Raw genomic sequence first — 19,548 nt, 5'->3', positions numbered from 1 at the left:
TTTTTTATTCTTAGGTCTGCATGTTCAGACCTAATTAACTGAATCTTTAGTTTTTACTGTGGACAAGGCCCACCATTTTGCACTTAACCCAACGAGAGTGACAGCCAACAATACCGCAATCCCAGCCCAGAGGACGGCTTGTTCGCCTTCGTTGCCCGCCACCGTGACAGCCGCGGTAGTCCAATTCAGCGGCAAAAGATTAGAAATAACTTGCCATACCTTAGAAACCCCGGCAATTGCAGCGGATTTCCACAACCAGCCCACCAGCGCGGTCTGGCCGATGCCAAAGAGTGCCGCAAGAATACTGCCGGCAGTAATACCGCACAGGCCTAGCAGGCCACGCGTAATGGCCGTCATGGACAGCGCGCCCAGGAGAAGCGCCACCCCAGCCCAAGCCGCCGCCACGGGAGTAAAACCAGTGGCAAGCACGAAGAGGAGGATTTCCCCGATGGCCACCGCAGCCAGCGTTCCGCCAGCCACCATTAGCCAAGGGCGGAACCCTACGTGCCAGGCCATGCCAGCTGCCGCACCTGCGAGCAAGACCAAGGCGGAGATCAGCAGCGCCACAATAGGACTCAGCAAATGCGTCGGGCCTTGGGATGCAGTATGCACCGGCGGCAGGGCACGCTGAATATCGCCCACGTTCGTCTGATTTTGGGCCGCCATGCCGGAGAGCTTGCCGGCGCCGTCGTCAAGCTTGTCCACGCCTTCCTGCGCCTCACCGACGCGCTTGCTAAGCTCCGCTATACCCTCATTGAGCTCTTGCGCGCCCGATACCGCCTGATTCACGCCATCGTGATAGGCGTAGCCATTGACTGCCAACTGATTGGACAGATCGCGCGAGCCGTCCTTGAGCTTCTTGAGCTGGCCAGTTACCGAATTATCCAGGCGGAAATTATTCACCTGCGCGCGGAGATCACCCAGCTGCGCGCGAATATCCTTCGCTTCTTTGGATTTATTGCCTTCTAGATCGTGCATCGTGCCATCGATGGCCTGCAGGATCTGCCCCTGGACGGCCCCGAGGCCGACCACCTGGTCCACAGCGCCACCTACGCCATTGGCCAGCTCCGTGGCGCCGCCACCGAGCGTATTGGTTCCAGACTGCAGCTGATTGAGGCCGGATACCAGTTCTTGGGAGCCCGTCGCCAGCTTGTCGACGCCCCCTCCAAGCTCATCCGCCCCCCTGTTGAGCTCCCCCGTGCCGTCATCAAGCTGCTTGGCGCCCGATTTAAGCATGCTTGCCTGTGCCTGGGCGCGGCTGGCTGCTTCGGCGGCTTCTTTCACCTCTGGAGAGGAAGAATTTTCCCGTGGCGCGCCAAACGGCTGCGCGGCGCTAGACCAAGCCTGGGCAGGTTCCCACTGCGCGAGACCCGCCACCGTAGCTCCGATAACCAACGGCAGGGCAAGCAAGAAGATCAAGAGGACGCTGCGCCACCGGGAGGGAGACGCAGCGTCTGGGGAAGCAAGGCGTGAGGTCATGGTAATGAACCTATCCTTGCAGGTCACTCCCCTGCTGCAGGCGCGCCGAGCACCCCACATTGCCGATTACTCTAGAATATATGGCATGCCCCACATTTATTCCCTAGCTCCTTCCCGTTACCTTGCCACCGCGGCCTTCGTGCCGCTGTGCTTTGGCCTTGTTGCCTGCTCCAACGACGCCGATACGTCCGCAGAACCCGAGTTTTCCGATGCCGCTGCTCTTAGCTCCTCCGCCGAGGAGACCTCCTCCGAAGAAGCCACGAGTGAGGCCACCACGTCGGCAGCCGCAGAGACCACCGCCGAGGCTGAACCTACTTCCGTAGAAGCAGCTCCCTCCTCATCCCCCGCAGAAGCCGGCGATAAAGAGAGCGAAGACCAAGCCGCCGCGCCCGCCGATACAGGCCAGGGCGATTGTTCCCCAGAAGCACTGCAGCCCGCGGCCCCAAGCATGACAAATATCCGAGTCAGTGACTGCGATGGTCAATGGGCGCACTTTGGCAAGGACAGCACGGACTGGACGGCTTGGGCACGCTACGACAATGGCCAGTGGGTAGCCATTGAGCCCATTGACGAAGCCACCTCCGGCATGACCGCCCCGTGCTACGACGTAGACAAATGGGCCGCCGAGGGGGCTCCCGCTTTCCTTACCGAAAATATGCGCCGCTGCGACTAGTCGCACAGCATGACTTCGCCCCCGTACCGCGCTTTATAGCTGCGCGATACGGGGGCGGCGTTTTTAGTGCGGAGGGACTGCCGCGGAAGGATTACTTCTTCTCGGCGTAGACCTCACGCACGCGCTGGCCAAGGGCTGGGTGCACCTTAGTCCAGTAGTCGTAAACGCGCTCCTCGGTTTCCTCAGATACACCTGCCATAGCATTGGTGATATTGGTAACCAAGCGCTCCTTGGCGGCGTCATCATAGATGTTTTCGTACAAGTCGCGCGCCTGCACGAAATCATCATCTTCGGAGTGGCGAACGTACGGTGCACGCACCAGATCGCCGCCGTAGGACTCCGGATTGATATAAAGCTCCGCCGCGGTGGTGGTCTCGAGCTGGGAGCGGTCATTCACAGCGGCGTCGTCAAGCACGCCAGTGCCCTTTTCATAGCGGTTCGGTGAGTACACCGGATCCTCCGGGGCATTGAAAAGGAACTGCATGCTGCCCTCGTGCTGATAAGTATTGACCTCATCCACATTCTGCGGCTGGTTGACCGGCAACTGCTGGTAGTTCGGGCCAATGCGGTAGCGCTGCTGGTCAGCGTAGGCGAAAACGCGTGCCTGCAGCATCTTATCTGGGGAGAGGCCAACACCCGGCACGATATTGGATGGATCGAGCGCCACCTGCTCAATCTGCGCAAAGAAATTGCGTGGGTTGCGGTTGAGCACGAAGTAGCCCACATCGTGCAGCGGGTAATCCTTCTTGGACCAGACCTTGGTTAGGTCGAAAGGATTAAAGCGATAGTTCTCCGCCTCATCCAGCGGCATGATCTGTACCTTGACGTCCCAGACTGGGTAATTGCCCTCCTCGATGGCGTTGTAGAGGTCCTCGCGGTGGCAATCCGGGTTCTGGCCGGCGGTCGTGGTGGCCTCCTCGTCGGTGAAGTTCTCTACGCCCTGGCGGGTCTTAAAGTGGTACTTCACCCAGAAAGCCTCGCCTTCTTCGTTGACCCACTGGAAGGTGTGGGAGCCGTAACCATTTTGGTGGCGGGTCGACTTCGGCGTGCCGCGGTCACCCATGAGGTAGGTGACCTGGTGGGCAGACTCCGGGTTGCGGGTCCAGAAATCCCACTGCATATCCGCATCGCGCAAACCATTGGTGCCCAGACGCTTCTGGGAGTGGATGAAGTCAGGGAACTTCTGGCCATCGCGAACGAAGAAGACTGGGGTGTTATTGCCCACGATGTCCAGGTTGCCTTCCTCGGTATAAAAACGCAGCGCAAAGCCGTGTACATCGCGCCAGGTATCCGGGGATCCCTGCTCACCGGCGACGGTGGAAAAGCGGCCCATCATCGGGGTGACGGTGCCCTTCTGGAAGACCTTGGCCTTGGTATAGGCGGATACATCTTCCGTAATGTGCAGCTCACCGAAGGCGCCGTGGCCCTTAGCGTGCGGGGTGCGCTCCGGCACGCGCTCGCGGTTGAAGTGGGCAAGCTTTTCAATGAGGTGGATGTCATTGAGCACCACTGGTCCCTGCTGGCCGGCAGTCACCGAGGTGTTCTCGGAAGGAACTGGTTGGCCAGACGGGCGGGTGGTATTGCCCTTGCCAGCGGGGCGCTGGCCCTTGTTCAGGATGTCATCAGCGGTGAAATCAGTCATTTTGCCTCCTGGCAATCGGTGGATATGTACCACCAGTGTGGCAAAAGAATCACCGGTTGTCAGGGGTCTAAAAGGAGTGTAGGGGCTACTGGTAGATTCATTCAGGTGACTCACCACTCCGCAGCAGATGACGCCCGCGTCACCGACCTTGCCCTTCGGGCCGGTCGCGGTGACCGTGCGGCGCTGACGGAGTTTATTAAGGCTACCCAGGATGATGTGTGGCGTTTGCTAGCGCATTTAGGCGGGCCGGAAGGCGCCGACGATCTCACCCAAGAGACCTATCTGCGCGTGATCAGCGCCCTGCCACGCTTTGCGGCCCGGTCCTCGGCACGCACGTGGTTGCTGTCTTTAGCCCGGCGGGTGTGGGTGGATAATATTCGCCACGATATGGCCCGGCCGCGCAAATCTGCCACCGAATACGAAGACGCCATGGGTGCGGCACCAGAAGAGTCCACGGCATGGAGTGAATGGATAGATGCCCGCGCGCTTATCGACGCCCTCCCGGCCGACCGCCGCGAAGCCCTCATTCTCACCCAGGTGCTGGGCTACACGTACGAGGAGGCGGCCAAGATTGCTGGCGTGCGGGTAGGTACTATCCGCTCCCGCGTCGCGCGCGCCCGCAAGGATCTGATCGCAGGGACAGGTTAATACCCCCATACCGGCCCCTTGAGGCGGCGAGATAATTTCACCTGCAAATTGTTACGTTCTGGTTACCTTGCACCCCAAGAGCCCCAGTTTTTGGCATTTAGCTGCAGATTGAGCACCAGACGCTGGGTGAAGGAGGCCACAATTAGGGCGATTCTTGCCCGAAGTATTTGTCCAATGTGTGGTTTATTAGATCTGTACACACGTGATAAATCGACCGTCGATCCGGGCCCGCGCGATCCCAATGCCGGGCCCGGCGCGTGTGAGTAAGAGAGTTTCTCCCTTTCATGTTAAAACGCGCAATCGGAATTTCCATGGCGTTTATCGGCGTCGTCGTGGGCGCGGGTTTCGCTTCTGGCCAAGAAGCTATGCAGTTCTTCGTGGCCTTTGGCAAGTGGGGCTTGTGGGGCATCGCCCTAGCCGCTGGCTTGATGATGATCACCGGCGTGTCCATCCTGCAGCTCGGCTCGTATTTCCAGGCCGAGGAACATACCGCTGTCTACGACAAGGTCGCATCGCCGTTTACCGCCAAGATCTTGGACTGGTCCACCCTGGTGACCCTGTTCGCCATCGGCTTCGTCATGTTCGCCGGCGGTGGTTCGAATATCAATCAGCAGTTCCCGTCCATACCTGTATGGGTAGGCGCCACCGCGATGCTGATTCTGGTACTGCTCGTCGGCCTGATGGATGTTGACCGTGTGACCGCAGTCATCGGTACCATCACCCCGTTCATCATCATCTTCGTGGTGCTTGCCACCGGCTATACCATTGTGAACGCGGACGTAGACTTCTCCGCTATGAATGACTGGGCGGTTAATAATGTAGATACCTCGCTGCCCAACTGGTGGCTATCCGCGCTGAACTACACCGGCCTAAACGTGATGACGGCTGTGTCCATGTCCATCGTCATTGGCGGTAACTTCCTGGATAACCGTGCAGTGGGCATTGGTGGCCTTATCGGTGGCCTGCTCTACCTCATCCTATTGGCCCTTCTGGTCTTCGCCCTGTTCTTCGAAGCTAAGGACGTCAACGGTCAAGATATGCCAGTGCTGAGCCTGATTACCGGCATCCACCCGGTACTCGGTGTGCTCATGACCTTTGTTGTTTACGGCATGGTCTTTAATACCGCTATCGGCATGTTCTACGCGCTGGGCAAGCGCTTGACCCGCAATAATCCTAAGCGCTTCTACCCTGTCTACGCTGTTTGCTGCATCGTCGGCTTCGTCCTGTCCTTCGTGGGCTTCCAGACACTGGTCAGCAATGTCTACCCGATCTTGGGTTACTTGGGCCTGCTGATGATCGCGGTGATGGTCTTCAACCGCATCAAGAACGGCAGCAAGCTGGCCGATGAGTCCGACCGCCGCATGCGCGCACACGAGCTGGTTTCCCGCCGTCTGGATCCACGCAAGCGCTTCACCAAGAAGAATGAGCGCGAGCTGCGCAAGCTGGCTGCGGCATCCAATATGGAAACCACCGAGTTCGTCACCAATATCGCAGAAGAGATCCACGAAGAGCTCGAAAACGATGAGGATCTCGATTACGACCGCGAAGATCCGGAGCCATCCGTGACCTACGTGCAGCACACCAAGCCGGAGGTTCCGTCCTCCGATAGCGACCTTGACTTTGGCAAGAAGGATGCTGCCGCTGATAGCGGCAAGGCTACGGGCACCGCCAAGCCAGTCTCTGAGGACTAGCCTTCTCGCCCACGTCAATCAAGATAAAAGCTCGGCGCCCTCCTTATCCCGTAACGAGGAAGGAGGGCGCCGAGCTTTTTGTGTAACCTGCGACGAAGCGGAACCTGCTTAAACGAGTAGCTCCGCGATCTGGATGGTGTTGAGCGCGGCCCCCTTGCGCAGATTATCGCCGGCGACAACGAGCACGAGGCCCTTATTATCGTCCACCGTCTGGTCCTGACGGATGCGGCCTACCAAGGATTCGTCGATGCCGGTGGCAGCGAGCGGGGTGGGGACGTCGGCAAGCTTAACGCCCGGGGCACCGCTCAAAAGCTCGGTGGCCTGCTCGGGGGTGATTGCCTTGTCGAACTCGGCGTGGATGGTCAGGGTGTGGCCGGTAAAGACCGGGATGCGCACGCAGGTACCTGCAACCTTCAGCTCCGGAATGTCTAGGATCTTGCGGGATTCGTTGCGCAGCTTTTGCTCCTCATCGGTCTCTAGGGAGCCATCATCCACGAGGTTGCCGGCCATCGGCAGCGCGTTATAGGCAATGGGCGCCACATACGGGCCAAAGTCCTCGTCATTGAGTGCAGAGCCATCGTGGACCAAACCCACATTGTGCTCGCCAACGGAATAGACCTGCGCGGCCAGCGCCTGCACGCCGGCTAGGCCGGAGCCGGAGACCGCCTGGTAAGAGGACACATGCAACTTGTTCAGGCCCGCGGCATCGTGCAAGACCTTCAGCACCGGCATAGCGGCCATGGTGGTGCAGTTCGGGTTCGCGATGATGCCTTTGGGGGTGTTCTTGGCTTCCTGTGGGTTGACCTCGGAGACGATGAGGGGAACCTCTGGATCCTTGCGGTAGGCCGAAGAGTTATCCACCACGGTCGCACCAGCCGCGGCGAACACTGGAGCCCATTGCTTGGAGGTAGAACCACCGGCAGAGAACAAGGCGATATCAACGTCGGCGACGGATTGCTCGGTAACCTCGGCGAGGTCCTCAACGGTAAGCTGCTCGCCGCGGAATTCGAGCTCGGTGCCGGCGGAGCGGGAAGAGGCGAAAAAGCGCACCTTATCGGCCGGGAAATTGCGTTCTTCCAAGATGGAGCGCATAACGCGGCCGACCTGGCCGGTAGCGCCTACTACTGCAACAGTGGTCATGACTATAAATCCTCTGTAGTTGCTGTGGGTGTTTAACGTCCGGTTCCAGCATAAACCGTGGCTTCTTCTTCGCCACCAAGCTGGAATTTCTCGTGCAGTGCGCGGGCGGCCTTTTCCAGGTCAGCCTCGCGGGTGAGCACGGAGATGCGGATTTCAGAAGTGGAGATGAGCTCCATATTGACGTTGACGTCGCGCAGGGCCTCGGTGAACTCTGCGGTAACGCCCGGGTGGGATTTCATGCCGGCGCCGACGAGGGAGACTTTCCCCACTTGGTCGTCATACAGCACATTGGCCCAGCCTCCTTCAGATTTCAGCTTGCTCAGCAGCTCCATGGCACGCGGGCCGTCGGCACGCGGGCAGGTGAAGGTGATATCGGTGGTGCCGTCCTCCAGGGAGGAGACATTTTGCAAGACCATATCGATATTGATCTCTGCATCGGCAATGACGCGAAAGACCTTCGCAGCCTCCCCCGGGCGATCCGGGATGCCCAGGACGGTGACCTTTGCCTCGGACTTATCGGTTGCTACACCAGTTAGTACTGCTTCTTCCACGGGGATATCCTCCATCGATCCGGTAACTAGGGTGCCGGGGTCATTTGAATAAGACGAGCGAACTCGCAAGGGTACATTGAACGCGCGGGCGTACTCCACGCTGCGTAGGACCAAAATCTTGGAACCTACCGCGGCCATCTCCAACATCTCCTCAAAGGAGAGCTTGTCTAGCTTCTGCGCGTCTGGGACGATGCGCGGGTCCGCAGTGTAGACGCCGTCGACATCAGAATAAATCTCACACACATCCGCCTTCAGCGCGGCAGCAAGGGCGACCGCGGTGGTGTCGGAGCCACCGCGACCCAAGGTGGTGACATCGCGCGATTCCTTATTAACGCCCTGGAAGCCGGCGACGATACAAATCTTGCCTTCGTCCAAAGCCTCGGTCAGGCGGCCCGGGGTCACGTCCACGATGCGGGCATTGCCGTGGCGCTCGGTGGTGAGCACTCCGGCTTGGGAGCCGGTAAAGGACTGGGCGTGGGCACCAAGCGATTCCACTGCCATGGCCACCAGAGCATTAGAGATGCGCTCGCCAGCGGTAAGCAACATATCCATCTCTCGCTGCGGCGGGACGGGGTTGACCTGGGCGGCAAGGTCGAGCAGCTCATCGGTGGTATCGCCCATGGCGGAACACACCACGACAACGTCGTTGCCCTGCTTCTTGGTGGCCACGATGCGCTCCGCAACGGCGCGGATGCGGTCTGCGGATTCGAGGGATGAGCCGCCATACTTTTGCACGATCAGGGCCACGGTAAGGATGCCGCCTTTCGTCGTTCAAGGCATCCCTGGCGTGTGTGTACCCGCCCGGAAATACCTGTCGTTCATTAGTCAAAGACCCATGCTACCCCGCAGGGTCTTTGCCCTCATCATAATTCCTAGACAATGCTTAATTTTTATTCACACGCCCCCAACGTTAAGCGCACCACACGCTCGCTCCCTCAGCGCAGAAAAACGCGCGCCATGCAGGGAAGAATATGCATATAGCAGGATTTTTTACTACCGTTGAGCGGGTGTTAAGCAACCTCCTCGCCATCTTTTTCGCGCTCGCATCCGCGCTGACGGTTGCTTGGGGCACGGTCATCCGCCACCGCATCGCCCTCGACGCCGATGATTCGGTCATGCGCGCCGCCATGTCCAACCCCTTGTGGTGGGTGGGCACCGCGGCCGCCATTGGCGCTTATGGCCTGCAGGTCATCGCCCTCGGCTTTGGCACGTTGCTGGTGGTCCAGCCCATCTTGGTGCTGTCCTTAATGTTTACCCTGCCGCTTTCGGCGTGGTATTCCGGCCGCAAAATGCCTTTCCACGAGGTCTTTTGGTCCATTGCATTGACCATCGCGGTGGGCATCATGGTCGTCTACGGCCGGCCGGTCGCAGGAAACCCTCGCCCGGAATGGAGCGATTGGTGGCCGGCGCTCCTTGTAGGGTTGGTCACCCTCGCAATCTTGGGCGCGGCAGCCACGAAGCTGCCAGAGCAGCGGCCTTTAGCCTTGGGCACAGCCTGCGGCGTCATCTACGGCTTCGTCGCCCTGCTATCAAAGGCCGTGGTGGACATTTTCACCCACGAAGGCCTTAGCACGCTCCTGGCAAGCTGGCAGTTCTACGGCCTCATCGGTCTCGCGCTCACCGGCACCGTAGTGCAGCAATATTCCTTTAATGCCGGCCCCCTAGCCCATTCCCTGCCGGCCATGACCATCTTTGAGCCCATCGTGGCCTTCGGCTTGGGCTACATGGTGCTGGGAGAGAAATTCCTCATCGATACGGCCGTCGGTTGGGCAATTATGCTCATCGCCCTTACCGTCATGGTGCTCTCCACCATCGTGCTCTCCCGCAGCCCGGTAAGCCAGCGCGGCTAAATGGCCCACTCAAATACGCCGAGCATATAGGCCGAAAACCACGCCCCGAACAGGGCCCAGGCGCCAACCGCCACGCTTGCCGACGTCCCCTTTTTCACCCACGGCAACAACACAATCACCGCCGGCAGGAGCAGCCGGGGCCGCGAGTGCATAATGCCATCAGAAAGCAGCACGTTCGCCATCAGCACCGCAGAGAATAACCAGGCCGCTAGCGGCAGGCGGCGCCATGCCAACACAAGGAAAACCGGGGCAGCGATCATCACGCCGGCGCTCAGCAGATATCCACCGTTAGTAGCCCCGCTAAGCGTCTCCCAAAGCCAAATAACCGTGGCTTTGCCGCCATCAAAGCTGGAGTTCCAATGTTCTTTCTGGATCCCAAAATAACCGCCAACTTCTTTGAGATGGCTGCTCGACCACCACAAATACCCCACCAGCGGCACGACCGAAAACACCACCGCGGCCCAGGCCCGCCAGTTCTTTCGCGCCCGCAGCAGCACCATGAACGCAAAGACCGCAACGAGATCCACCGCGGTAAGACGCACGAGTCCGGCTACAAAAATTAGTGCCGCGGCAGCCCACCATCGCTCCTCTACGAGCGCCACCACCGCCCATATGGCCAGGGCCCCAAAAAGTGCCTCGGTATACGGCATGGAAAACACGATGGACATCGGCGCACTGGTCACCACAACAGCACTGAGCACCTGGGCCCACTTCCCCATGCCCATGCGCGCAGCCAAGGCCATCACACCGGCAGCCAGCGCGATGCTAAAGAGCACATTGAGCGCAATGGCAGTGCCCGCTTCGTCGGTACCGAAGATGCTGCTTAACCCACGCACGAGGAAGGGGAATCCCGGGAAGAAGGCCATGGTCGTCTCATGGACCGGCCCATCCGTAGAAATATCCGCACCAAAGTACCCGCCGCGGGCGATTTCTACGTAGTGCTTAGCGTCCCACTTATTGAGCAGCCCCCACAGCTTATCGTCCTGCGCGGCGGCCACCGCTGCGAGTACGCCTACGCGCAATGCGGCTCCGATGAGTGCAACGAGTGCGGCAGGCGCCCACAAGGAACGCAGTATGGATGATGTTTGAGGCTTGGCATGGCGGGGATTAGACACGAAAGGCATGGTACCCCACCACCACTGCGTCTCATTGAATGAAATCTCTTGCCGCACAGTGAGAAAGCCTGTAGTGTGACCGATATGACACAGCGGAATGACTTACTCCTTATCTGCCGCGGCGGGATTTCGGCCTAAGCACTGGCCAGCGCCCCGTCGCGGAGTCCGGCTACCCAAGCCCAGCTGGCCGTCTTTCCCCATAGACACCAGAAAAGGAAACCCGCACCCCATGTCCCCCACTGACTCTTTTATCAGCGCCCCGCGCGACATCACCACCCCCACCGGCCCACGCCGCGAAGGACAACCCGCGTGGAATAAGCAGCGCGGCTCCGCCATGCCCCACGAGCGCTATCAACCCTTCGCCGTCGAGGTAGAAGACATCGACCTGCCAGACCGCACATGGCCCAGCCAGAAAATCACCCACGCTCCCCAGTGGTGTGCGGTGGATCTGCGCGATGGTAACCAAGCGCTGATTGATCCCATGAGTCCAGAGCGCAAGCACCGCATGTTCGACCTGCTGGTCAAGATGGGCTACAAGGAAATCGAGGTGGGCTTCCCCTCTGCCTCCCAAACCGATTTCAACTTTGTCCGCGAAATCATCGAGGGCAATAAAATTCCCGATGACGTCACCATTCAGGTCCTGGTACAGGCCCGCGATCACCTGATCCGCCGCACCTTTGAAGCTTGCGAGGGCGCCAAGAACGTCATCGTGCACTTTTATAACTCCACCTCGAAGCTGCAGCGCCGCGTAGTCTTCCGCAAAGACAAACCCGCCATTAAGAAGCTGGCCACCGATGCTGCCACACTCATTAAATCCATCGCCGCCGACTACCCGGATACCACGTGGCGCTGGGAATACTCCCCCGAGTCCTTCACCGGTACCGAGCTGGACTTCGCCCGCGAGGTCTGCGATGAGGTGGTAGACATCATGGATCCGTCCCCAGAGAATCCAATGATCATCAACCTGCCATCCACCGTGGAGATGATTTCGCCCAATATCTACGCCGATTCCATCGAATGGATGCACCGCAATCTAGCCCGACGCAAGGACATCGTGCTCTCCCTGCACCCGCATAATGACCGCGGCGAGGGAATCGCCGCCGCCGAACTCGGCTTTATGGCGGGCGCGGACCGCATCGAAGGCTGCCTGTTTGGCAACGGCGAGCGCACTGGCAACGTAGATCTCGTCACTTTGGGCCTGAATATGCTCACCCAGGGTGTGGACCCACAGATTGATTTCTCCGATCTGCCGCAGATTCGCGAAACCGTTGAATACTGCAACCAGCTGCGCGTGCCGGAGCGCCACCCCTATGGCGGCGAATTGGTCTTTACTGCGTTCTCCGGTTCCCACCAGGACGCCATCAACAAGGGACTGGATGCGCTGGCAGCCACCATCCGCCCCGGCGCGAATAATACCGAGGTCTCGTGGGAAGAAATGCGCGAGGCCATCTGGGAGGTTCCTTACCTGCCCATCGATCCGAAGGACGTGGGCCGCGACTACCAGGCGGTCATCCGCGTCAACTCTCAGTCTGGCAAGGGCGGTGTTGCCTACATCATGAAGACCGATCACGGCATCAATATGCCTCGCGCCATGCAAGCGGAATTTTCCACCGTGGTTCAAGAAATCACCGACTCCGAAGGCGGCGAGGTCAATTCCAAAAATATGTGGGATATCTTTGCCACCGAGTTCCTGGACCGCGAGGCTCCGCTGGCCCTGGAGTCTTTCCATATGGACAATGCCCCAACAGAAGATGGGGATGCATCGGTGACCGCCACCGTGGCTTTCCACGGGGAAAAGTCCACCGTCTCGGGCAGCGGTAACGGACCCATTGCGGCTTATGCCAACGCCCTGGAATCCCTGGGCATCGACTTCGAGGTCATGGAATACTCCCAGCAGTCCCGTTCCGCCGGCGACGACGCCGAAGCCGCCTGTTATATCGCCGCCGACGTCAACCAGAACAAGGTCTGGGGAGCAGGCATCGCCGGGTCCACCACGCGGGCTTCGATCAACGCGATTAACTCCGCCGTCAACCGCGCCCTGGCCTAGGCCTGCTCGCCGGCGATACACACCAGCGCCGCGGCCCGGCGTGGTAGAAGGGTGGGTATGCCTTCTTCTACCTACCTCATACCGCACCGTGGCTTGGGCGCCGTGCAGGCCCTGCCCATCTATGATGCGCAGACGAAGGAAAACCGAGAGTTCACCGTCACCTTGGCACCCCGCCCAGACGGCGGGTTGGAGGTGCGTACCGACTCCACTATCGGGCACATCACCAGCGCCGACCGCGCGGAGTATCCCGAAATAGATCTACTATTTCGCGCCGGGCTGACCCCTGCAGCCACCGCCGCGCCGGGGCCCGATGGCTCTCTCTCGCTGCTGCTGCCCCGGCCGGGCCTTTGCCTGCCGGCGAATAATCCGCCAGCGGGCCCGTGGACAATGCTGGGCTATGCCCCACCCATCGACATCGCCGATCTCCCCGCGGATCTGGACATTCCCGCCCACGCCCGCATGCACGTATTGGTTACGCTCTCGCCCAGCACCACCGGTTCCGGCACCGATGCTTATTTGGGCCCGCAGTTTGTGGGGCGGTTGGAAGGGGTGGACGTCGCCAAGCAGGGCATAACCCTGGCCCATGCCTACCATGCGCCGCGCAACACCGGCCGTGTGCTCAGCATCTACGCGGGGGCGCCGCTGCCGGATTCGAAGGAAGCCTCGCTTGCCGACGCCGCCCCTACCTCCCCCGCCGCCACGGAAACCTTCGAAACTACGAGCTTCCGCGCCATAAGCACCGATGACCCCGCACCCCGCCGCCGGTGGTGGCCCGCCGTCATGGCCCTACTGGTGATTGCAGCGCTCATCGCCGTGCTCATTTTTATTCTGTAAAACTTTCGGGCAGGGTAACACCCTTGTTCACCAGCCGGGGAAATTGGAAATGGCCCACGGCAGTGCCTAAAATACAGTGTTACTATTACCCCCTATCGAAAGGCCCCAATGACTTCGCTGGATTCCGCCACCTACGTGGTCCCTGACCACGGTTTTGGCGTGATCCATAATCTGCCCATCATGGATGTTTCGCCAGAAGTTTTCAGCGAACTGCTCGAGTCCACCGCCGCAGAAGGCGGTTACCTCTCTGCGGAGCTCGGCCCCCGCACCGCCCAGGACGGCTTCGCGGTGTGGATCGGCGATTCTCTCCTTGGCCGTCTCAGCGCCGCCGATTCCCAGGCCTACGCACTCTTTGACTGGGTTCTCAGCGCCGGCCTACGCCCACGCGCCACCGCCCACGTGAGCATGACAGATGCCTCCGGCGAAGAGTGGCCCACGCTCAACCTGCTCCTGCCGGCACCGCACCTGTGCATCCCCGCCAATAACCCGCCGGCGCAGCGCTGGACCATGCTGCCGGGCGAGTCTGCCGCCACATTGACGGAGTTTTCCAAAGACGTCACTGGCTTTCCGCACACCGACGAGCACTACCTCGTCTCCTTGCGCACCCGTGGTTTCCTGCGGCGAAATACCGTTGATGTCTATGTCAATAGCATCTTCTTAGGCTCCCTCCCGCGCGATGCCGCCCGCGAGATTGCCCCCGCCGTGCTCGACTGCACCAAATCCGGCCGCCTCGCCATTGCCCACGGCTACTTCCACTACGACGCCGATGACCGCCCCGCGCTGACCATCTACGCGCACAACGCTGCCAATAGGCACCACGCCGGCCTAGTTTTGGGCGTTGTCGCCGGTGGCGCCGCCGTCATGTCCGCGGCCACCGCAGCCCGCGCACAGGCCGCAACCAGCGTTCCCGGCGGCCCCACTGCCGGCATCTCTGCCGCTGGCACCTCCTCCGCAAGTGGTTTTGGCATCACCTCTGCCGCCAATGCCGCCGGCGCTTCTGGGGCCGTGACCTCGAATCTGCTGGCCGCAGCCGGTGTCGCCGTGCTAGTTGGTGGCGGCACCACCGTGGCTACCCACATGCTTAGTGAGGACGAAGCTCTTTCGGACACCCACTCGCATTCCACCGACGATTCTTCCCATTTCGATGGCATTGGTCCCAAGCGCCCCGCGCACCCCGCCACGCCCCGCATCCACGATGCTGGCCCCACCAGCGGTGTCGCCGCGCCATCCCGCGCGGATTCCCCGACCCAGCACCCGCTTGCCGACGCCCCCTCTGAGACACCACCGCAGCACCGCCACGCCCCCGCGCCCCAACCGTCTAAGCAGGCGCGGCCGACGCACACCCCTCAGACTGACCGTGCCACGACCCCTGCCGCCGGCCACCACGACAAGCACCGTGGCGAGCACCAGGGCCATGATTCCCAGGCAATTTCCCGCGCCGCCTCCGCCGCAGCCGCTGCCGCCGCCGCTGCGGCTAATAACGTCGAATCGACCCCGGCTTCGACTCCGGCCGCGGCGCCATCTTCCAGCTCTGAGCCGGCGCCGCAGCTAGCGGCGAAGGAGCCGACTGCAACCTCCACGTCTTCGTCATCGGCCGAGCCTTCCCAGACAACGCAGACCACGGAGCCCGCGCAGACCACGGCATCTACGGATTCTGCAACTTCGACGTCACCATCGAAGGCCACGACGTCGACGGAGGCTACCGCACCTGCCGAGCCGTCCGACCTACCTACTTCAAATACGCCTACTTCGGAAAAGACTTCGGCTGAAACGACCACAACTGAAGACGGCGCCACCACCTCGACGGATAAGCAGACGCCACTGCCCGCACCAGAGTCCTCAGAGCCAACGCCTGCGGAGCCGACTGCGCCTACAACGACATCTTCGTTATTGACCTCGGAGCCCCAGGCTGAGCCGGCACCGGATACCACCGTGCCAAGCACCACTATCCCAGGTTCCGAACTCGAGCCAACGCCAGAGCCGGAAACTACTGCCCCAACGACGACGATCCCCGGCTCGGAAATCGTGCCCACCCCGGAGCCAGAACCAGAGGTCGAACCGGAACTGCCCACGGGAGACCGCGGCGCGCCGGACGGCTCGGATGAGCCCCTCGTACCGCTCGAACCAGAAGAACCGACAGAGCCGGAAGAGCCGAAAGAGCCGGCTGAACCGCAGCAGCCAGAGACACCGGGGCACCCTGAAGAACCTGAGGAACAAACAACCCCGCCGAAGGTCATTGTCGTCGTTGTAGAAGATTAAGCGGCGCGCCCTGTCCCCCTGCACGAAATGCGGGATACTACACTGAGTTTAATGAACAACACACCTGGCCCCTCCCCGCAGCACCCGTCGGCGTCGGCCCCAGCGCCGTCGCCCGCGACGGTAGCTTCGCGCCACGCGGCCAGGTCCACAGCGCCCAAACCAGGCATGGAACAGCGCCGCACTAAGCCCCGCCGTGCGGTCCGTGCCTCCGGTGAGCCAGACGCCCCGAAACCCAAGCCGAAACCGAAACCGCACCCACCGGCCCAGCAACAGCCGCAGCAGGCCGACTCGCCCAACGACGCAGCGGACTTTCCCTATGTGGCGCTGACCATCCAGACCACCGGCATCCATCCCAGCACCGGGCGCATCGTTACTATCGACGCCATTGCGTTCAACGACGCCAGCGAGCAGGGCCAGCAATTCCACGCCGTCCTCAAGCCCGATACCGATGCCGGGCCGCGCCACCTCCACGGGCTGAGCACCACCGATATTGAGCAGGCGCCAGCTTTTGGCAAGATCCTCAAATCGCTGGACAAGCTTATTGACGGCCGCACACTCATCGTCCACGACCTCCCCTATACCTGGGGGTTTCTCGTCGCCGAGGCCCGCCGTGCCATGATGGCCGCCGCCCGCCAAAATCGCGCGCGCAACCGCGGCCGCAACAAGGGCCGCCGGCGCCGCCAGAAGGTCGGACACGTCCCCACCCCCGTTCGTATCATCGATACTTTGGGCACCTCCTATGCGCAGCAGGTGCGGTCGAATGATGTGCGCTTAGGGGGTGTCGCTAAGCAGAGCGGCTTGGACGCTTCGCCACAGGCCTCGGTGGAGCGCGCCAAGCGGCCCGAACCCGAGACTTCGCGCGAACAAACCGAACTGCTCATCGCGCTCTACCGCAAGCAACGAGGTGGCACGGTGCGCAGCTATGCGCCCGAGGACGTGCGCGCCGACCGCTTCGGACTGCAACGCTCCCACGTGCGAGTCGACGCTGCCGAAGCCCCCGCCCAACACCACAACCCCGGCAAATACGAGCCGGGCAAGGAACTGCGCCGCGGCATGGAAATCGTGGTCGCTCCGGAAATCCTCGAGGACCCGGACATCATCATCGCCGCGCTCATGCGTGAGGAGCTCAATTATTCTGAGAAGCTCACCCGCGAATCCTCGCTGGTCGTGTGCAACGTGACCACTGACTTGGTGGGAAAACCCATGCACGCCCACCGCAAGGGCATTCCGCTGATGTCCGATACCGCGTTTCTTGACGCCCTCACCCGCATCGAAGACGCCGTCCCGGAACCCGAATCCGGCAAACCCACGCCCCGGCCCCAACGCTCTTCCCACAACAACAAAAAAGGCGGCGCTAAGAACCAAAAGCGCCGCCGTCGCCGGGGCGGCCGCGGTGGTCGCGGCAGGGGCCGACGAAATTCTGGCGGCTCGGCGGGGAAAAAGAACGACTAAGCCGCCCGCGCGACTACCCTAGGGGACATGAGTTTTAGAGTCCCGGGTGCGCTGAGGAAGTTGCGCACCACCACCGCCACTACCGCCGCGAAGCTGGCTACCACCGCTTCCCGCGCCACCGGCCGTGGCGCCGGCGGAATGATCGGTGGTCTAATCGCCAATGCCATTGACCCTTCCATCATGACCAACCTGGGCGGTGGGCGCCCGGCCGTGCTAGTGACCGGCACCAACGGCAAGTCCACCACCACCCGCATGCTAGCCGCCGCAGTCCGCGCCGAGCACACCGTAGCCACCAACGACGGCGGTGACAATATGGATGCCGGCATCATCTCCGCACTCATGGCCGGCAAGGACGCCTCCCACCTGGTACTCGAGGTGGACGAGCTCCATGTGCCCCACGTAGCCGATAACCTCAACCCGCAGGCGCTGGTTCTGCTCAACCTCACCCGCGACCAGCTCGACCGCGTGGGCGAGATTAATAAGATCGAGCGGGCTCTGCGCGGCGCTGTGGAAGCCCACCCGGACATGCTCGTCATCGCCAACTGCGATGACGTGTTGATGACCTCCGTGGCCTATGACGCCAAGAATGTTATCTGGGTTTCGGCCGGCGCTGGCTGGCTCGGCGATTCCGTGACCTGCCCGCGCACCGGCGGGCACGTCGTGCGCACCGAGGATGACTGGTATGCCGTTAAGCCGCTTGCCGACGGCCGCGAATTCCGCCGGCCGCAGCCTACCTGGGGCGTCGATAAGCGGGGCATTATCACCCCCACCGCTAAACGCCCGTTGAACCTGGCACTGCCTGGCCGTGCTAACCGGGGCAACGCGGCCCAGGCCATCGCTGCCGCCGTCGCCGGCTTCGGCGTGGACCTCGACAAAGCCATTGCGGCCGCCGAAAGCATCGACGATGTCGCCGGCCGCTACTCCACCATCCACTGGCGCGGCCGCGAGATTCGGCTCCTGCTGGCCAAGAACCCGGCCGGCTGGCAAGAAGCGCTGTCCATGGTGGACCGCAGCGCCGATGGCTTGGTCATCGCCACCAACGGCCAGGTGGCCGATGGCATCGACATGTCCTGGCTGTGGGACGTGAAGTTCGAAGGTTTCAATGGCCTCAGCGTGAAGGCCGCCGGCGAGCGCGGCACCGACCTGGCGGTGCGCCTGGTCTACGCCGATATCTCCCACGAGCTCATTCCGGATCCGCTCGATGCGCTCGCCGCCTGCCCGGAGGGTCGCATCGAGGTCCTCGCCAACTACACCGCCTTCCGCGATTTGAAGAAGGCGCTTTCCAAGGAGGCCACCAATGCTTAATATCGGCCTAGTGCTTCCCGACGTCCTCGGTACCTACGGCGACGACGGCAACGCCCTCGTCCTGCGCCAGCGCGCCCGCATGCGCGGCTTCGAAGCGGAGATTCACCCCATCCGCTTAGGCGAGCCCGTGCCCGAAACGCTGGATATCTACACCCTCGGCGGCGGCGAAGATACCGCGCAGATCCTGGCCGCGGACCACCTGATTTCCGATGGTGGCCTGAGCCGCGCCGCCAACGCCGGCCGCCCGGTCTTTGCCATTTGTGCTGGCCTGCAGGTCCTGGGTGAGTCCTTCCGCGCCTCCGGCCGCATCATCGACGGCGTCGGCCTGCTCGATGCCACCACGGCCGGCATGCAGGACCGTGCCATCGGCGAGGTGGCTTCCAAACCCACCCGCGCTGGCGTTACCGCGGGCCTCACCGAGCCGCTCACGGGCTTTGAGAACCACCTAGGCGCCACCATCCTTGGCCCCTCCGCGCAGCCCCTCGGCACGCTCACCCGTGGCAATGGCAATGCAGACCAGGCCGCCACCGCCGACCTTGCCGATGGCTCCACCCAGCGCACCTACGAAGGCGCCGTCCAAGGCAGCGTCATCGCCACCTATATGCACGGCCCGGCGCTGGCCCGAAACCCGCAGCTGGCCGATCTCCTCCTCGCCCAGGCGATGGGCGTGACCCTCGCGGATCTTGAGCCGCTTGAAATTCCGGCCGTTGACCGCCTGCGCGTCGAACGTTTCAACGCCTCCGAGCCCCCGCGCTCCCAAAGATAGGCCCAAGCCTGTGGATAACTTCACCGGACGGCCCTAAACCCCCGAGTTATCCACAGGCCCGGCCGCTGCCCCTTGTAGCCGCGCATCCCACGCCAA

Annotated in this window: 15 protein-coding genes; 10 read left to right on the top strand and 5 right to left on the bottom strand. The window is 61.7% G+C overall.

The window, feature by feature from the left end; all coding sequences use genetic code 11:
- Positions 1-30: 30 nt before the first annotated feature.
- Entirely contained in the window at positions 31-1,479 is a 1,449-nt protein-coding gene (locus tag ACP8J1_RS01015; RefSeq protein ID WP_023020403.1) for an ABC-2 transporter permease, read from the bottom strand.
- A gap of 85 nt (positions 1,480-1,564) precedes the next feature.
- On the opposite strand from ACP8J1_RS01015, the gene ACP8J1_RS01010 reads away from it, so the two are divergent.
- Positions 1,565-2,152, top strand: a complete 588-nt coding sequence (locus ACP8J1_RS01010) for a hypothetical protein (protein ID WP_034656189.1) — start codon at positions 1,565-1,567, stop codon at positions 2,150-2,152.
- Between the two features lie 91 nt (positions 2,153-2,243).
- Here ACP8J1_RS01010 and ACP8J1_RS01005 read toward each other — a convergent pair whose 3' ends face one another.
- Entirely contained in the window at positions 2,244-3,794 is a 1,551-nt protein-coding gene (locus tag ACP8J1_RS01005) for a catalase (RefSeq protein ID WP_023020401.1), read from the bottom strand.
- Between the two features lie 105 nt (positions 3,795-3,899).
- Between ACP8J1_RS01005 and ACP8J1_RS01000 the strand changes: the two genes are divergently transcribed.
- Together ACP8J1_RS01000 and ACP8J1_RS00995 are read left to right on the top strand one after the other, a co-directional pair.
- On the top strand, positions 3,900-4,442 hold the full coding sequence (locus tag ACP8J1_RS01000; RefSeq protein WP_034655687.1) for an RNA polymerase sigma factor: 543 nt from the start codon (positions 3,900-3,902) through the stop codon (positions 4,440-4,442).
- 284 nt (positions 4,443-4,726) lie between these two features.
- The gene (locus ACP8J1_RS00995) at positions 4,727-6,133 is read left to right on the top strand and encodes a YkvI family membrane protein (protein ID WP_034655684.1); all 1,407 of its coding nucleotides are present in this window, start codon (positions 4,727-4,729) and stop codon (positions 6,131-6,133) included.
- 108 nt (positions 6,134-6,241) lie between these two features.
- Here the strand turns inward: ACP8J1_RS00995 and ACP8J1_RS00990 are convergent, their stop codons facing one another.
- Both ACP8J1_RS00990 and ACP8J1_RS00985 read right to left on the bottom strand, forming a co-directional pair.
- Entirely contained in the window at positions 6,242-7,273 is a 1,032-nt protein-coding gene (locus ACP8J1_RS00990; RefSeq protein ID WP_023020398.1) for an aspartate-semialdehyde dehydrogenase, read from the bottom strand.
- A 32-nt stretch (positions 7,274-7,305) separates the two neighbouring features.
- Entirely contained in the window at positions 7,306-8,571 is a 1,266-nt protein-coding gene (locus tag ACP8J1_RS00985; RefSeq protein ID WP_023020397.1) for an aspartate kinase, read from the bottom strand.
- A 224-nt stretch (positions 8,572-8,795) separates the two neighbouring features.
- Here ACP8J1_RS00985 and ACP8J1_RS00980 point away from each other — a divergent pair, with 224 nt between their 5' ends.
- Entirely contained in the window at positions 8,796-9,674 is an 879-nt protein-coding gene (locus ACP8J1_RS00980) for a DMT family transporter (protein WP_023020396.1), read from the top strand.
- Here the strand turns inward: ACP8J1_RS00980 and ACP8J1_RS00975 are convergent.
- Entirely contained in the window at positions 9,671-10,798 is a 1,128-nt protein-coding gene (locus ACP8J1_RS00975; RefSeq protein WP_034656182.1) for a mannosyltransferase family protein, read from the bottom strand. The two genes, ACP8J1_RS00980 and ACP8J1_RS00975, sit on opposite strands and share 4 nt — an antisense overlap.
- A 220-nt stretch (positions 10,799-11,018) precedes the next feature.
- Between ACP8J1_RS00975 and leuA the strand changes: the two genes are divergently transcribed.
- The 6 genes from leuA (at position 11,019) to ACP8J1_RS00945 (ending at position 19,452) form a co-directional block, all read left to right on the top strand.
- Complete coding sequence (leuA, locus tag ACP8J1_RS00970) at positions 11,019-12,836, top strand: 2-isopropylmalate synthase (protein ID WP_023020394.1); 1,818 nt, start codon at positions 11,019-11,021, stop codon at positions 12,834-12,836.
- A gap of 57 nt (positions 12,837-12,893) precedes the next feature.
- The gene (locus ACP8J1_RS00965) at positions 12,894-13,670 is read left to right on the top strand and encodes a hypothetical protein (protein WP_023020393.1); all 777 of its coding nucleotides are present in this window, start codon (positions 12,894-12,896) and stop codon (positions 13,668-13,670) included.
- Positions 13,671-13,778: 108 nt separating this feature from the next.
- Positions 13,779-15,929, top strand: coding sequence for a hypothetical protein (locus tag ACP8J1_RS00960; RefSeq protein ID WP_023020392.1), 2,151 nt, complete (start codon positions 13,779-13,781; stop codon positions 15,927-15,929).
- Between the two features lie 51 nt (positions 15,930-15,980).
- On the top strand, positions 15,981-17,381 hold the full coding sequence (locus ACP8J1_RS00955; protein ID WP_023020391.1) for a DNA polymerase III subunit epsilon: 1,401 nt from the start codon (positions 15,981-15,983) through the stop codon (positions 17,379-17,381).
- A gap of 27 nt (positions 17,382-17,408) precedes the next feature.
- Positions 17,409-18,686 (top strand): Mur ligase family protein, encoded by a 1,278-nt coding sequence (locus ACP8J1_RS00950; protein WP_023020390.1) that lies wholly within the window; start codon positions 17,409-17,411, stop codon positions 18,684-18,686.
- On the top strand, positions 18,679-19,452 hold the full coding sequence (locus ACP8J1_RS00945; RefSeq protein ID WP_023020389.1) for a type 1 glutamine amidotransferase: 774 nt from the start codon (positions 18,679-18,681) through the stop codon (positions 19,450-19,452). Before ACP8J1_RS00950 ends, ACP8J1_RS00945 begins: the two co-directional genes overlap by 8 nt.
- The last annotated feature ends 96 nt before the right edge of the window (positions 19,453-19,548 follow it).

This window comes from Corynebacterium sp. LaCa_205, from assembly GCF_057458085.1.
This window is presented reverse-complemented; position numbering and strand designations above follow the sequence as displayed.

Bases quoted from the DNA above. Each gene is read 5' to 3' on its own strand.
- ACP8J1_RS00995 (WP_034655684.1), top strand. From the start codon at position 4,727: ATGTTAAAACGCGCAATCGGAATTTCCATGGCGTTTATCGGCGTCGTC.
- ACP8J1_RS01005 (WP_023020401.1), bottom strand. From the start codon at position 3,794: ATGACTGATTTCACCGCTGATGACATCCTGAACAAGGGCCAGCGCCCC.
- ACP8J1_RS00975 (WP_034656182.1), bottom strand. From the start codon at position 10,798: ATGCCTTTCGTGTCTAATCCCCGCCATGCCAAGCCTCAAACATCATCC.
- ACP8J1_RS00980 (WP_023020396.1), top strand. From the start codon at position 8,796: ATGCATATAGCAGGATTTTTTACTACCGTTGAGCGGGTGTTAAGCAAC.
- ACP8J1_RS00950 (WP_023020390.1), top strand. From the start codon at position 17,409: ATGAGTTTTAGAGTCCCGGGTGCGCTGAGGAAGTTGCGCACCACCACC.
- leuA (WP_023020394.1), top strand. From the start codon at position 11,019: ATGTCCCCCACTGACTCTTTTATCAGCGCCCCGCGCGACATCACCACC.
- ACP8J1_RS00955 (WP_023020391.1), top strand. From the start codon at position 15,981: ATGAACAACACACCTGGCCCCTCCCCGCAGCACCCGTCGGCGTCGGCC.
- ACP8J1_RS00945 (WP_023020389.1), top strand. From the start codon at position 18,679: ATGCTTAATATCGGCCTAGTGCTTCCCGACGTCCTCGGTACCTACGGC.
- ACP8J1_RS01015 (WP_023020403.1), bottom strand. From the start codon at position 1,479: ATGACCTCACGCCTTGCTTCCCCAGACGCTGCGTCTCCCTCCCGGTGG.
- ACP8J1_RS00960 (WP_023020392.1), top strand. From the start codon at position 13,779: ATGACTTCGCTGGATTCCGCCACCTACGTGGTCCCTGACCACGGTTTT.
- ACP8J1_RS00990 (WP_023020398.1), bottom strand. From the start codon at position 7,273: ATGACCACTGTTGCAGTAGTAGGCGCTACCGGCCAGGTCGGCCGCGTT.
- ACP8J1_RS01010 (WP_034656189.1), top strand. From the start codon at position 1,565: ATGCCCCACATTTATTCCCTAGCTCCTTCCCGTTACCTTGCCACCGCG.
- ACP8J1_RS00965 (WP_023020393.1), top strand. From the start codon at position 12,894: ATGCCTTCTTCTACCTACCTCATACCGCACCGTGGCTTGGGCGCCGTG.